The 13,339-nt window shown below is 70.9% G+C and carries 13 protein-coding genes; 9 read left to right on the top strand and 4 right to left on the bottom strand.

Annotation, left to right across the window (positions count from 1 at the left end; all coding sequences use genetic code 11):
- The first annotated feature begins 19 nt into the window (after positions 1-19).
- The 4 genes from ACGFNV_RS23470 (at position 20) to ACGFNV_RS23455 (ending at position 4,216) form a co-directional block, all read left to right on the top strand.
- Positions 20-1,408 carry a sensor histidine kinase gene (locus ACGFNV_RS23470; protein WP_393625185.1) on the top strand — a complete coding sequence of 463 codons (1,389 nt, stop codon included), beginning with the start codon at positions 20-22 and terminating at the stop codon, positions 1,406-1,408.
- The gene (locus ACGFNV_RS23465; RefSeq protein WP_393624920.1) at positions 1,405-2,079 is read left to right on the top strand and encodes a response regulator; all 675 of its coding nucleotides are present in this window, start codon (positions 1,405-1,407) and stop codon (positions 2,077-2,079) included. Before ACGFNV_RS23470 ends, ACGFNV_RS23465 begins: the two co-directional genes overlap by 4 nt.
- Positions 2,080-2,195: 116 nt before the next feature.
- A complete protein-coding gene (locus ACGFNV_RS23460) occupies positions 2,196-3,554 on the top strand; it encodes a sensor histidine kinase (RefSeq protein WP_393624919.1) in 1,359 nt (452 codons plus the stop codon).
- Entirely contained in the window at positions 3,551-4,216 is a 666-nt protein-coding gene (locus ACGFNV_RS23455) for a response regulator (RefSeq protein ID WP_393624918.1), read from the top strand. The genes ACGFNV_RS23460 and ACGFNV_RS23455 overlap by 4 nt, the downstream gene beginning before the upstream one ends.
- Positions 4,217-4,242: 26 nt before the next feature.
- On the opposite strand, the gene ACGFNV_RS23450 is transcribed toward ACGFNV_RS23455, so the two are convergent.
- Positions 4,243-4,722 (bottom strand): DUF6194 family protein, encoded by a 480-nt coding sequence (locus tag ACGFNV_RS23450; protein ID WP_393624917.1) that lies wholly within the window; start codon positions 4,720-4,722, stop codon positions 4,243-4,245.
- Between the two features lie 47 nt (positions 4,723-4,769).
- On the opposite strand from ACGFNV_RS23450, the gene ACGFNV_RS23445 reads away from it, so the two are divergent.
- Together ACGFNV_RS23445 and ACGFNV_RS23440 are read left to right on the top strand one after the other, a co-directional pair.
- Positions 4,770-5,534 (top strand): MerR family transcriptional regulator, encoded by a 765-nt coding sequence (locus tag ACGFNV_RS23445; RefSeq protein WP_393624916.1) that lies wholly within the window; start codon positions 4,770-4,772, stop codon positions 5,532-5,534.
- Between the two features lie 19 nt (positions 5,535-5,553).
- Positions 5,554-6,756, top strand: coding sequence for a cytochrome P450 (locus ACGFNV_RS23440; protein ID WP_393624915.1), 1,203 nt, complete (start codon positions 5,554-5,556; stop codon positions 6,754-6,756).
- A gap of 90 nt (positions 6,757-6,846) precedes the next feature.
- On the opposite strand, the gene ACGFNV_RS23435 is transcribed toward ACGFNV_RS23440, so the two are convergent.
- Positions 6,847-8,427, bottom strand: coding sequence for an ABC transporter permease (locus tag ACGFNV_RS23435; RefSeq protein ID WP_393624914.1), 1,581 nt, complete (start codon positions 8,425-8,427; stop codon positions 6,847-6,849).
- Positions 8,424-9,320 (bottom strand): ATP-binding cassette domain-containing protein, encoded by an 897-nt coding sequence (locus tag ACGFNV_RS23430; protein WP_393624913.1) that lies wholly within the window; start codon positions 9,318-9,320, stop codon positions 8,424-8,426. The genes ACGFNV_RS23435 and ACGFNV_RS23430 overlap by 4 nt, the downstream gene beginning before the upstream one ends.
- A gap of 74 nt (positions 9,321-9,394) precedes the next feature.
- On the opposite strand from ACGFNV_RS23430, the gene ACGFNV_RS23425 reads away from it, so the two are divergent.
- Both ACGFNV_RS23425 and ACGFNV_RS23420 read left to right on the top strand, forming a co-directional pair.
- Positions 9,395-9,895: a GbsR/MarR family transcriptional regulator gene (locus ACGFNV_RS23425; RefSeq protein ID WP_393624912.1), complete on the top strand. Its 501-nt coding sequence runs from the start codon at positions 9,395-9,397 to the stop codon at positions 9,893-9,895.
- 115 nt (positions 9,896-10,010) lie between these two features.
- Entirely contained in the window at positions 10,011-10,820 is an 810-nt protein-coding gene (locus tag ACGFNV_RS23420) for a PRC and DUF2382 domain-containing protein (protein ID WP_393624911.1), read from the top strand.
- Between the two features lie 156 nt (positions 10,821-10,976).
- On the opposite strand, the gene ACGFNV_RS23415 is transcribed toward ACGFNV_RS23420, so the two are convergent.
- A complete protein-coding gene (locus ACGFNV_RS23415) occupies positions 10,977-11,867 on the bottom strand; it encodes a diacylglycerol kinase (protein WP_393624910.1) in 891 nt (296 codons plus the stop codon).
- Positions 11,868-12,053: 186 nt separating this feature from the next.
- On the opposite strand from ACGFNV_RS23415, the gene ACGFNV_RS23410 reads away from it, so the two are divergent.
- Positions 12,054-13,337, top strand: a complete 1,284-nt coding sequence (locus ACGFNV_RS23410) for an adenylosuccinate synthase (protein WP_393624909.1) — start codon at positions 12,054-12,056, stop codon at positions 13,335-13,337.
- Positions 13,338-13,339 lie beyond the last annotated feature (2 nt).

The raw sequence follows: 13,339 nt of genomic DNA, 5'->3' as shown, positions 1-13,339 counted from the left end.
GAGTTCTAAGGTGAGCCGTGTGACGGAATCGGGGGTGGCGCGGGTGCTCCGGCGGTACGTGCTGCGCTGGTCGCGGGTGCTGCGCGACGATCTGCTCACGTTCAGGGCGGACCCGCTGCCGCCCTTCGTGTGGCTGCGCTGGCTGCCGCACGGCCTGCTGTGCGTCGTCGGGTTCGGGGTCACGTTCGGAGCCGTGGGGCAGCTCGGGAGCGACGGAGGGGTGAACCCACAGATCGCGTTCCTGATCGGGCTCGCGCAGGGCGGCGCGGTGGTGGTCGCGCTGTGGCGTCCCGTCCCCGCCTGGTCGCTCGGGACGGTGGCCATGCTGGTGGGCGCCGTCGAGGTGCGCCGCCAACTGATGGCCGGGGGCGCCCACGACTTCACCTGGCCTTGGACGGCGGCCGGGATCATCGGGCAGATGGCCGTCCTGCTGCTGCTCGCCCTGCGGGTGCCCACCCGTGTCGCCGCCGAGGCGTTCGCCGTGACCGCGCTGCTGACGTGGCTCGTCGAGGGGCAGTGGGGCGCGGCGGACCACACCCCCACCGGGATCACCGCCGTCACCCTGTTCCTGGTCGTCGTGGTGCTCGGCACCGCCCTGCGCGGTCGGCGCGAGGCCCGCGCCCAACTGGTCGAGCAGACCACGCTCACCGCCGAGGAGCGCGCCCGCCGCACCCTGCTGGAGGAGCGCAGCCGGATAGCGCGCGAGCTGCACGACGTGGTGGCCCACCACATGTCGGTCATCTCCATCCAGGCCCAGGTCGCCCCCCACCTCGTCGAGGACCCGTCCGAGGAGCTGAAGGAGAACCTCGCCGGCATCCGGCAGAACGCGCTGGAGGCGCTGACCGAACTGCGCCGTGTCCTGGGCGTCCTGCGCTCGGAGCAGCTCGACGTGCCGAGGGCGCCGGCCGCGGCCGGGTCCGAGGACGACGCGACCCCGCACGCCCCGCAGCCCACCCTCGACCGACTGGACGCGCTCGTGGAGAACACCCGCGGCGCTGGCCTCAGAGTGACCCTCGAAGTGACCGGTGACCGGCGGCCGTTGCCGCCCGGAGTGGAGCTGTCGGCGTACCGGATCGTGCAGGAGGCGCTGAGCAACGTCCTGCGGCACGCGCCCGGCGCGACCGCCCGCGTCATGGTCGAGCACCACACCTTCGGGTTGAGCATGATGGTCGTCAACTCACGCCCGACCAGCCCCGCGCCCCCGTCGGCGGGCGCCGGGCACGGACTGCTGGGCATGCGGGAACGGGCCGCGATGCTCGGCGGCGGCCTGTGGGCGGGCCCGGAACCGGACGGCGGCTACCAGGTGTCCGCCTTCCTCCCGGCGCAGGTCCCCACCGACGGCCTCGACCATGTGTTTGCGGCGCCCGCGGCCGCCCCGGCCTCCCACCCGAAGGACTCCACCGCATGACGAGCAGCCCCATCCGCGTCCTCATCGCCGACGACCAGCAGATGGTCCGGCAGGGCTTCACCGTGCTGCTCAACACCCAGCCCGACATCGAGGTGGTCGGGCAGGCGGTCCACGGCCTCGACGCCGTCGCCAAGGTGGCCGAACTCGCCCCGGACGTCGTCCTCATGGACATCCGCATGCCCGAGCTCGGCGGTATCGAGGCCACCCGTCGCATCACCGGCGAGCGCCCCGACATCAAGGTGATGGTGCTGACCACCTTCGACCTCGACGAGTACGTGTACGAAGCGCTGCGCGCCGGCGCGTCCGGGTTCCTGCTGAAGGACGCCTCCGCCGACCAACTCGCCGAGGCGGTACGGGTGGTGGCCGCCGGGGACGCCCTGCTCGCGCCCGGTGTCACCCGACGGCTGATCGCCGAGTTCTCCCGCCTGGACCACCGCCCCCGCGCCCCGCTCAAGGAACGCGTCGGCGGTCTGACCGAGCGGGAGACGGAGGTGCTCGCCCTGATCGCGCAGGGCCTGTCGAACGCGGAGATCGCCGAGCGCCTCGTCGTCGCCGAACAGACCGTGAAGACCCACGTGGGCCGCATCCTGGTCAAGCTGGGCCTCAGGGACCGCACCCAGGCGGCGGTCTTCGCGTACGAGTCGGGACTGGTGAGACCGTCCGGGTACTGACGGGGAACGGGGACCTCCGGGCCCCCTTTTCCACCCCGTAGTACCTGAGACGGACCCGGGAGGACCCCCCTCACTGGTGACGACCGCGACGCCGGTCGCGGCCTACCGTTCTGTACGTGACCGAGACGACACAGACGCACCTCAGCTCCCCGGACGGCGGGAGCAGGCCGCGCAGCCCGGAGTTCCGGGTGGCGGTGGAAGCCCTGCGCGGCCTGCGACAGGACCTGTTCCACGACCCCTTCGCCTACGACCCGTTCCCGCGTATGCGGGCCGACGGCCCCCTGATCAGGCTGCTGTCCCCGCGCCTTCGGCAGTACGCGGTGTGGACGCCGCACGCCGTCGTCGTGTGCATGGGCCTCATGGCGATGATGATCGGCGCCTCGTCGACGGGCTACGGAGGCTACGGGGGTGACTACGACACGCTGCTGATCGGTTTCCTCTCGCTGGCCCCGGTGCTGCTGACGCTGGTGCGACCGGTCGGCGCCTTCTGGTTCTCCCTTTCGGCCGCCCCGGTCACCGCCGTGCTCGGCGACAGCTGGGACAACTGGCCGTGGCAGGCGGGCAGCTTCGCCTGCCACCTCGCGGTGCTGGCGGTGGTGGCGCTGCGGACCAGACCCCGCGCCGCCGCGTGGATGTGGGCCCTGACCGCGACGTACAGCATCGTCGTGGAGATGGTCCTCGGCGCCGGCCACTACGCGTCGAACACCGCCCCCCTGCTGGTCATATCCGCACTCGTGCTGCTCGGCGTCACCGTCTGGCACACCCATCGGCAGGCCCGGCGGGAGGTGACCGCCCAGCAGACGGTGACCGCGCACGAGCGGTCCCGGCGCACGCTGCTGGAGGAGCGCACCACGATCGCCCGCGAGCTGCACGACGTGGTCGCCCACCACATGTCGGTCGTCGCCATCCAGGCGGAGGCCGCGCCCTACCGGGTGGAGAACCCGCCGCCGGAGCTGGAGCGCGCCTTCCTCACCATCCGGGAGAACGCGGTGGCCGCCCTGACCGAACTGCGCCGCGTCCTCGGTGTGGTCCGCGCCGAGGACTACGAGGCCCCGGACGCCCCGCAGCCCACCCTCGCCGACCTGGAGGCACTCCTCGACAACGTCCGCGACGCCGGCCTGAGCGTCGACAAGGTGGTCACCGGCGCGGTCCGCGAACTCCCGCAGGGCGTCGAACTGTCGGCGTACCGCATCGTCCAGGAGGCGCTCAGCAACACCCTGCGGCACGCCCCCGGCGCGAGCGCCCGCGTGGAGATCGGCTACGTCCTCGGCGGCCTCGGCCTGCGCGTCGTCAACGGTGCGCCCCCCGAGCTCTCCCTGCTCAAGCCGTCGCCCGGCGCGGGACACGGCATCACCGGCATGCGGGAGCGGGTGTCGATGCTGAACGGCGAGATGACGGCGGGCCGCACGGACGACGGGGGGTACGAGGTGACGGTGTTCCTGCCCGTCGCCATGGTGAGCGAGGACGCGGCATGACCATCCGTGTACTGATCGCCGACGATCAGATGATGGTCCGCGAGGGCTTCTCCGTCCTCCTGAACGCGATGCCGGACATCGAGGTCGTGGGCGAGGCGGTCAACGGCCGTGAGGCGGTCGACCGGGTCCGCGAGCTCGCCCCCGACGTCGTCCTGATGGACATCCGCATGCCGGAGCTGAACGGCATCGAGGCGACCCGCGAGATAGTCGCCGCCGACGGCACGGCGAAGGTCCTGGTCCTGACCACCTTCGACCTCGACGAATACGTCTACCAGGCGCTGCGCGCCGGCGCCTCCGGCTTCCTCCTGAAGGACGCCTCGGCCCGCCAACTCGCGGACGGCGTAAGGGTGGTGGCCGCCGGCGAGGCACTCCTGGCCCCCTCCGTCACCAGACGCCTGATCACGGAGTTCTCCAAACTCTCCGACACCCCCCGCCTCCCCGCCGCCGCCCACGCGGCCTACGGCGACCTCACCGAACGCGAGACGGAAGTCCTCGTCCTCATCGCCCAAGGCCTCTCCAACGCCGAGATAGCCGAACGCCTGGTAGTGGCCGAGTCCACCATCAAAACCCACGTGAGCCGCGTCCTGGTCAAGCTCGGCCTGAGGGACCGCACCCAGGCAGCGGTCTTCGCCTATGAGGCCCGCCTGGTGACGCCGGGGTAGAGGAGCCTGGCCGCCAGGACGGCGCGTCAGTCGTTCTCCGGTGGCTGTCCCGGTTCGTATCGCCGCGCGAACCGGACGCCGGCGGCGTCGTGGGCGCCGCGCAGGAGCCGCACAACCGTCTCCGTCGTCCTCTCGCCGGGATTGACGACCGCGACCCAGCCGAGCGATCCGTAGACCGGATGCGGCATCACGTGGTCAGCGGCCGCGTAGTCGTGGGGGAGGCCGACGTCGCGAGGCTCCCTCCCGGTGAGTTTCCGGAACGTCGCACGGTCGACATGGATGTTGACACGCCAGCGGTCCGGAGGATCGAGGTCGGAAGCGGCGTCGTCGGGGTAGTTCTTGGTCACGATCGTTCCGTACGGCTGGACGTTGTGAGGCATCCGGCCGTCGGGGGCGTAGTAGAAGAACGCGTCCCCCCACGCGAGCTCCGGGAATTCGCTTCCCGGTTCCGTGACGACCACGAGTGCGCCGTCGAAGCCTCGCACGGTCGCGATGATCTGTTCCATACTCATGGTTCAAGCATCACCTTCAAGTGCTGATGTGGGGTTGGCCGATGGGCGAGCCGGTGAGTGGTGCGCGAGGAGTGCCGCTGAGAACCGTCGATGTGGCCAGGGAGTCCGGGTACTCGGTGCAACAGGTCCGCGACCTCGAGCGGCTGGGCGTCATTCCCCCGGCGGCTCGCTCGAGCAACGGCTACCGCGCCTACACCCGGGTTCATGTGCACGCTCTTCGCGCCTATCGCGGGCTCGCGGGCGCCGTCGGTCCGGTGGCGGCCCGGCACATGCTCGCCGAGCTGCGAACGGAGACCATCGAGGCGGCAGCCGCCGCGATCAACGCGGTGCACGTTCGGCTCGCACGGGAACGGGACGAGGCTCTGCGTGCCCAACAGGCGCTGCGCGCGATCCAGGCGGAAACGAACACACCCGGGTTCGAGCAGGAGAGTGACGCGATGACGATCACGGAGCTCGCCGGAGCACTCGACGTACGTTCCTCCACCCTGCGGTTCTGGGAACAGGAAGGGCTCGTCCTCCCCGAGCGAGTGACGTCACTGCGAGCACGCCGCTACGGGCTTTCAGCGATCAGAGCGGCCCGCATCGTCGCGGCCCTCCGCGGCACCGGTTACGGCATTCCCGCCGTGCGCGAGATCATGGGCTCCCTCCACCGGCTCGACGGCCTGGGGGAGACCCAGCGCATCCTGCGACGACGCCTCGACCAGATCGCCGCGCGGACTGTGGCGCTGCTCCGGGCGGGCGCGGACCTGGCAGCCGTCGTCATGGCCACCCAGGAAGCTCGACATCCCCTGGTCAGCGAGGGCTGACCCGGGCTAGCGTCCGTTCATGGCAGCCTTCGATCCCTGGGACCCGGCGTTTCTCGCCGACCCGTACCCCGCTTATGCCGAGCTGCGTGCCCGAGGGCGCGTGATCCGTTTCGAGCCGACCGACCAGTGGCTCGTGCCGCGCCACGCGGACGTGTCGGCGTTGCTGCGGGACAGGCGGCTGGGGCGGACGTATCAGCACCGGTTCACGCACGAGGACTTCGGGCGGACGGCGCCGCCGGCGGAGCACGAGCCGTTCCACACGCTGAACGACCACGGGATGCTCGACCTGGAGCCGCCGGACCACACCCGCATCCGGCGCCTGGTGTCGAAGGCGTTCACCCCGCGCACGGTGGAGCGGCTCAAGCCGTATGTGCACGGGCTGGCGAACGAACTGGTGGGCGCCCTCGTCGAGGCGGGCGGGGGTGACCTGCTCACCGACGTGGCGGAGCCCCTGCCCGTCGCGGTGATCGCCGAGATGCTGGGCATCCCCGAAGCCGACCGCGCGCCCCTGCGCCCCTGGTCCGCGGACATCTGCGGGATGTACGAGCTGAACCCGTCGGAGGAGACCGCGGCGAAGGCGGTCCGGGCGTCCGTGGAGTTCTCGGAGTACCTCACCGAACTGATCGCCGTCCGCCGCAAGGAGCCCGGCGACGACCTCATCTCCGGGCTGATCGAGGCGCACGACGAGGGCGACCGGCTCACCGAACAGGAGATGATCTCCACCGCCGTCCTGCTCCTGAACGCCGGCCACGAGGCCACCGTCAACGCCACGGTGAACGGCTGGTGGGCCCTGTTCCGCAACCCCGACCAGCTCGCCGCCCTCCGCGCCGACCACACCCTCGTCCCCTCCGCCGTCGAGGAGCTGATGCGCTACGACACCCCGCTCCAGCTCTTCGAGCGCTGGGTCCTGGACGACATCGAGATCGACGGCACGGTCATCCCCCGTGGCGCGGAGATCGCCATGCTCTTCGGCTCCGCCAACCACGACCCCGAGGTCTTCGCCCACCCGGAGCGCCTGGACCTCTCCCGTACGGACAACCCCCACATCTCCTTCAGCGCCGGCATCCACTACTGCATCGGCGCACCCCTGGCCCGTATCGAGCTGGCCGCCTCCATGACGGCGCTGCTGGAGAAGGCCCCGACCCTGAGCCTGGCGGCGGAGCCCCAACGGAAGCCGAACTTCGTGATCCGAGGCTTGGAGGGGCTCAGCGTCACGCTCTGACGACGGCCGGGACGACGGCCGGGACGAGGGTCAGGGCCGGGTCCGGCCCGGGCCCGGACGCATGCCCGGACGTCGGCCCGGGCCGCCCGCTCACGTCGTCATGTCCCGCCGCCGCAACCCGGCCATCCCCGCCGCCACCAGCACCACGGCCACCCCCGCCAGCCCCAGCACCGGCCCCCAGGCCATCTCCCCACCCGGCAGTTTCGGCAGATGCCCGAACGGTGACAGATCCAGCACCGCCTGCGGAGCGTCCAGCGCGGGCCCGACCCAGCCGATCAGGAGGACCGCGCCCGCCACGCCCCACGCCGCCATCGCCGCCCGAGGGGCCGCCCCGTACAGCAGTACCGCCAGCCCCCCGACCACCCAGATCGCCGGCAGCTGCACCAGACACGCGCCCAGGATCGGCCCGGCCTTCTCGCCGTAGCCGACCGCGAAGCCGAGGCCGGCGAGGAGCATGATCAGAGCGGCGCCGGCGAAGGCGATCACCAGATGGCCGGCCGCCCAGCGCAGTCGGCCCACCGCGTTCGCCAGTACCGGTTCCGCCCGGCCGGAGGTCTCCTCGCCGTGCAGGCGCAGCACGGACGCCACCACGTACAGCGAGGCGACCAGCCCGAGCATCCCGATCATTGAGGCGAGGAACGCGTCCGTGAGGGCGCCCTGGCCGCCCATGCGGGCGAAGATCTCCCGGGCCCGCTCGTTGTCGCCGACCAGGTCGGCCGCGCCGTCTGTCATCCCGCCGTAGACGACCCCGGCGAGGAGGAAGCCGAGGCTCCAGCCGAGCACGCCGCCCCGCTGAAGCCGCCAGGCCAGCGCGCCCGCCGAGCCGAGGCGGCCCGTCGCGGGGCCGGGCCGGGTGGGCAGGAAGCTCATGCCGACGTCCCGGCGCCCGGCCAGCGCATAGGCCACGGCCGCCTGGGTCGCCACCGCCGCGGCGAACAGCGCCAGCACCCCCCAGCGTTCGCCCGCGTACGGCCGCAGGTTCTCCAGCCAGCCGAGCGGCGACAGCCACGTCAGTAGGGACGAGCCGTCGTCCGTAGCCGAGTCGCCCGCCGCGCGCAGGACGAAGGCCGCGCCCAGGACCGCCGAGGTGAGGCCCCGGGCGAGACGCGCGCTCTCGGTCAGCTGCGCGGCGATCGCCGCCATCGTGGCGAAGAGCATCCCGACGGCCGCGAGCCCGAGCCCGAGGGCCAGGGCGCCGGCGGCACCCTGCCCGGCCAGCCCCGCCGTGACCAGCACCGCGATCAGGGCGTTGGCGACGCCCGCCGCCAGCAGGGCCGACGTGAGGGAGGCCCGGCGGCCCACCATGCCGGAGGCGATGAGCTCCTGTCGGCCGCTCTCCTCCTCGTCGCGGGTGTGTCGTACGACGATCAGGAGGCTCGTCACCGCCGCGAGCGTGCCCGCGTAGACGCCGATGCGCCAGGCGGTGAGGGCGCCGAGGGAGTCGTCGAAGACCGGGCCGACCAGGGCGCGCAGGGAGGAGTTGGTGGCCATCTGCGCCCGGAGGTCGGCGCGTTCGGCGGCCGTGCCGTACAGGCCCTTCAGCGTGTTCGGCATGGAGAGGACCATCAGGGCGTTCACCCCGACCCAGACCGGGATCATCACCCGGTCGCGGCGCAGAGCGAAACGCAACAGTGGTCCGGTACCGGTGAGTTGAGGGGCGAGTGTGGTCATCGCGCTCCCACCTCGTCCTGGTAGTGCCGCAGGAACAACTCCTCCAGCGTGGGCGGCGTCGAGGTCAGCGACCGTACGCCCGACTCGCTCAACGACCGCAGTACACCGTTCAGTTGGTCCGTGTCGACCTGGAGCCGGACGCGTCGTCCCTGGACGTCGACGTCGTGCACCCCCGGCATCCCGGCCAACCCGTTCGGCGGGCCGGCGAGTTCCGCCGTCACGCTGGTACGTGTCAGATGGCGCAGGTCGGCGAGCGAGCCGCTCTCCACCGTCCGGCCCTTGCGGATGATGCTGACCCGGTCGCAGAGCTCCTCGACCTCGCTCAGGATGTGCGAGGACAGCAGGACGGTCCGCCCGCGCTCCCGCTCCTCACGCACGCAGCGCTGGAAGACCTCCTCCATCAGCGGGTCCAGGCCCGAGGTCGGCTCGTCCAGGATGAGCAGGTCCACGTCCGAGGCGAACGCGGCGACGAGGGCGACCTTCTGCCGGTTGCCCTTCGAGTAGGTGCGGCCCTTCTTCGTGGGGTCCAGCTCGAAGCGTTCGACCAGCTCGGCACGGCGCCGTGCGTCCAGACCTCCACGCAGTCTGCCGTACAGGTCGATGACCTCACCGCCGGAGAGGTTGCGCCACAGCGTCACGTCGCCGGGGACGTACGCGATCCTGCGGTGGACCTCCACCGCGTCCTTCCACGGATCGCGGCCGAGGATCTGTGCGGCGCCCGAGTCGGCGCGCAGCAGGCCGAGCAGGACGCGGATGGCGGTGGACTTGCCGGCGCCGTTGGGGCCGAGGAAGCCGTGCACCTCGCCCGTGTCGACCTCCAGGTCGAGCCCGTCGAGTGCGTGCGTACGGCCGAAGGACTTGTGCAGCCCGGACACCGTGATGGCCTTGGTCATGCTTCAGAACGTACGCTTCGTTCAGAAATTTGTGAAGTTAAGGAACTCAGTGAACCGACGTTAGGATGGACGTCATGAGCGAGGGCATGAGCGAGCGCGGGCGGGATCCAGAGGCCGTGTCGAAGTTCGTCGAGTCCTTCGCGGCGCAGCTCGTCGAAGCCGGGATGCAGCGCATGCCCGCCCGGGTCTTCGCCGCGCTCCTCTCCTCCGACGAGGGCGCCCTGACCTCCGCCGAGCTCGGCGAACAGCTTCGCATCAGCCCCGCCGCGGTCTCCGGCGCGGTCCGCTACCTCGCCCAGCAGCACATGGTCTCCCGCGAGCGCGAGCCCGGTTCACGGCGCGAGCGCTACCGCGTGCACAGCAACCAGTGGTACGAGGCCCTGACCAACCGCGAGGGCGTCCTCAAGCGCTGGGAGGTCGCCCTGCGCGAGGGCGTCACCAGCCTCGGCGACGACACCCCCGCGGGCCGCCGCATGGCCGAGACCCTCGCCTTCTTCGAGTTCGTCGAGGGTGAGATCGCGGCCATGATGGAGCGCTGGCGGATCCATCGTGAGCAGGTCTTCGGCACCCGCTGACGCCACCCAGCTTTCACGAAAATTTCTGTTATATCCGATTTGTTCGATTACCTTCCCCTTTCGGTGGTTAGACAGGTGGCTCATACGCTCAAAACCGAAGGCTAAGGAGGGTGACGTGATCACCCGCGAGCAGATACCCACCGTCCTCGACCATCCCGTCTACGACGACCACGGCAACAAGATCGGCGAAGCCAAGCACGTCTTCCTGGACGACACCACCGGCCAACCTGAGTGGATCAGCGTCAGGACCGGCCTGTTCGGTACCAAGGAGTCGTTCGTCCCGATGCACGACGCCACCATGGCGGGGGATCACCTCGAGGTGCCGTACGCCAAGGACCGTGTGAAGGACGCCCCGAACGTCGACATCGAAGCCGGTAATCACCTCTCGGAGGACGAGGAGCACCGTCTTTACGAGCACTACGGCGTCGACTGGGACGCCGCCTGGCAGCAGCAGGCACCCGCCGAGGGCCGCCGACCCGACCTCGGCGCCGACACGGCCATGCAGACCGGGACCGCCGGCGGCGACGACGCGATGACCCGTTCCGAGGAGCGGATGCACGTCGGAGTCGAGCGACAGGCCACCGGCCGGGCCAGGCTGCGCAAGTACGTGGTCACCGAGGAGGTCCAGCAGACCGTCCCCGTTCGCCACGAGGAGGTGGTGGTCGAGCGTGAGCCGATCACCGAGGCCAACGTGGACGCGGCGCTGTCCGGGCCGGAGATCACCGAGGCGGAGCACGAGGTGATCCTGCACGAGGAGCGCCCCGTGACGCGGACCGAGACCGTCCCCGTCGAACGGGTCCGGCTGGGTACCGAGGAGCACGTCGAGGAAGAGACGGTCGAGGGCGAGATCCGCAAGGAGCGCATCGAGACCAGCATCACCGACGAGACCGAGGAGACCGGCGGAACCGGCGAACGGGACCGTTGACCGGCCCTGGGCCGTGCTCGAACGCCCATCACCTCGTTCTGCAGGACCTGCTGCAGAACACGGAGACCGTGCACTACGACGTAGGCCGCCGGACCCTGATGTTCGGCGTCACCTCCGTCGGCAGCTGAAGGTGACCGGACGCGCGCGAGCGCGTGATCACGGCTGACGGTGTCCACGCCCGCCCGGCGTCGGCACCGTCAGCCCCCAAGCCCCCTCCCACACCGTCCACGTCCGCCTGCGCACCGGCCCCGACACCACCGCGTCCGCCCGGTACCGGAAGTCCGCCCCCGACACGGTGATGGTCCGGCCCGCCGCCCGCAGCGGCGACGCCTCCGCGCCCACGGACGCCGGCCGCACCTCGACGGCGGCTGCCCCGGCGCCCTCCGCGGACACCGAGACGGCCGCGACCGGCTGGTCCAGGTCGACCAGCATCACCCCGTCGACCTCCACCCGCAGCCGGGACGGCCCGGGCACGGGTACGGAGGGCTCCCGCGCGGGACGCGCCGGGACCAGCGACCGTACGAGGAACTGGCACGTACGCAGCCAGGGACGCCCCGGCGCCCCGTGCTCCTCCTCCGCCACCGCCGCGTGCACGGGCGGTATCCGCAACACGTCCAGCACCACCCCGTCGCTGTCGTCGACGAGCAGGTCCATCCGCCGCTCGACCCCGTCGAGCACCGCCCGCGCCGCCGCCACCGTCCCCGTCGGCACACCCAGCGCCCCCGCCAGCGACAGCCCGCCGCCCATCGGCACTCCCACCGGCACCATCGACAGCACACATCCGGCCAGCTCCCGGCGCCGGTGCAAGAGCGACACCGCGCGCAGCAGCGCCCGGTCGTCGCCGACGACCACCGGCCGCCGCGAGCCGCGCCGCACCAGCGCCCGGGCGAATTCCTCCGGGCCCTCCGGGAGGCAGACCTTCGTGGTCGCACCCGCGCTGAGCACGTCTTTCGCGATCCGTACGGCCTCCGCGTCCGCCCTGCGGGCGGTCGGATCGATGACCAGCAGCAGCTGATCGGAAGTCGCGGAAGTCGCCACCTCGGCCATGCCTCGCTTCCTCGGGTAGCATCTTTGTGCAAGAGCCCCTTGCGCTATTGCGCCAGGGGCTTCGTCTATTCCGGGGCATCCGGTCCGACGGGTTGCGGCCAACGAAGGTCGCCGGTGTACCAGGCATGTTCGTGCCATGTCCACCTCTGACCTTGGACATGCCCCGCCCGGAAGGGGTGTACGCGCGTGCCCGCACTTGTGCTGCTCGGTGCTCAGTGGGGTGACGAAGGCAAGGGAAAGGCGACCGACCTGCTCGGTGGCTCGGTGGACTATGTAGTGCGGTACCAGGGCGGCAACAACGCCGGCCACACGGTCGTCGTTGGCGACCAGAAGTACGCTCTCCACCTCCTCCCTTCCGGAATCCTGTCCCCCGGCTGCACGCCGGTCATCGGCAACGGTGTCGTCGTCGACCCGTCGGTACTGCTCTCCGAGCTGAGCGGACTGAACGACCGCGGCGTCGACACGTCCAAGCTCCTGATCAGCGGTAACGCTCACATCATCACGCCGTACAACGTCACCGTCGACAAGGTGACGGAACGCTTCCTCGGCAAGCGGAAGATCGGGACCACCGGACGCGGCATCGGGCCGACGTACGCGGACAAGATCAACCGTGTGGGCATCCGCGTGCAGGACCTCTACGACGAGTCGATCCTGACGCAGAAGGTCGAGGCGGCCCTAGACGCCAAGAACCAGATCCTCACCAAGCTCTACAACCGGCGCGCGATCGCCGTCGACCAGGTGGTCGAGGAGCTGCTGACCTACGCCGACAAGCTCGCGCCGTACGTCGCCGACACCGTCCTGGTCCTCAACCAGGCGCTCGAGGACGACAAGGTCGTCCTGTTCGAGGGCGGCCAGGGCACGCTCCTCGACATCGACCACGGCACGTACCCCTTCGTCACCTCGTCGAACCCGACCGCGGGCGGCGCCTGCACCGGCGCCGGCGTCGGCCCGACGAAGATCAGCCGGGTCATCGGCATCCTCAAGGCGTACACGACCCGCGTCGGCGCCGGCCCGTTCCCGACCGAGCTCTTCGACGAGGACGGCGAGGCGCTGCGCCGCATCGGCGGCGAGAAGGGCGTGACCACCGGCCGTGACCGCCGCTGCGGCTGGTTCGACGCGGTGATCGCCCGCTACGCCACCCGCGTGAACGGCCTGACGGACTTCTTCCTCACCAAGCTGGACGTCCTGACCGGCTGGGAGCAGATCCCCGTCTGCGTCGCCTACGAGATCGACGGCAAGCGCGTCGAGGAGCTCCCCTACTCCCAGACCGACTTCCACCACGCGAAGCCCGTCTACGAGTCCCTCCCCGGCTGGTCCGAGGACATCACCAAGGCCAAGTCCTTCTCCGACCTCCCGAAGAACGCCCAGAACTACGTCAAGGCGCTGGAGGACATGTCCGGCGCCCCGATCTCCGCGATCGGCGTGGGCCCGGGCCGGGACGAGACGATCGAGATCAACTCGTTCATCTAGGC

It is taken from the genome of Streptomyces sp. NPDC048751, from assembly GCF_043198595.1.
GTDB lineage: Bacteria > Actinomycetota > Actinomycetes > Streptomycetales > Streptomycetaceae > Streptomyces.
Note: the sequence above shows the minus strand (reverse complement) of the source record. Positions and strands in the feature narration are given on the sequence as shown.

Excerpts from the sequence above, each read along its gene's own strand:
- ACGFNV_RS23465 (WP_393624920.1), top strand. The coding sequence starts at position 1,405 with ATGACGAGCAGCCCCATCCGCGTCCTCATCGCCGACGACCAGCAGATG.
- ACGFNV_RS23455 (WP_393624918.1), top strand. The coding sequence starts at position 3,551 with ATGACCATCCGTGTACTGATCGCCGACGATCAGATGATGGTCCGCGAG.
- ACGFNV_RS23450 (WP_393624917.1), bottom strand. The coding sequence starts at position 4,722 with ATGGAACAGATCATCGCGACCGTGCGAGGCTTCGACGGCGCACTCGTG.
- ACGFNV_RS23445 (WP_393624916.1), top strand. The coding sequence starts at position 4,770 with ATGGGCGAGCCGGTGAGTGGTGCGCGAGGAGTGCCGCTGAGAACCGTC.
- ACGFNV_RS23440 (WP_393624915.1), top strand. The coding sequence starts at position 5,554 with ATGGCAGCCTTCGATCCCTGGGACCCGGCGTTTCTCGCCGACCCGTAC.
- ACGFNV_RS23435 (WP_393624914.1), bottom strand. The coding sequence starts at position 8,427 with ATGACCACACTCGCCCCTCAACTCACCGGTACCGGACCACTGTTGCGT.
- ACGFNV_RS23430 (WP_393624913.1), bottom strand. The coding sequence starts at position 9,320 with ATGACCAAGGCCATCACGGTGTCCGGGCTGCACAAGTCCTTCGGCCGT.
- ACGFNV_RS23425 (WP_393624912.1), top strand. The coding sequence starts at position 9,395 with ATGAGCGAGGGCATGAGCGAGCGCGGGCGGGATCCAGAGGCCGTGTCG.
- ACGFNV_RS23415 (WP_393624910.1), bottom strand. The coding sequence starts at position 11,867 with ATGGCCGAGGTGGCGACTTCCGCGACTTCCGATCAGCTGCTGCTGGTC.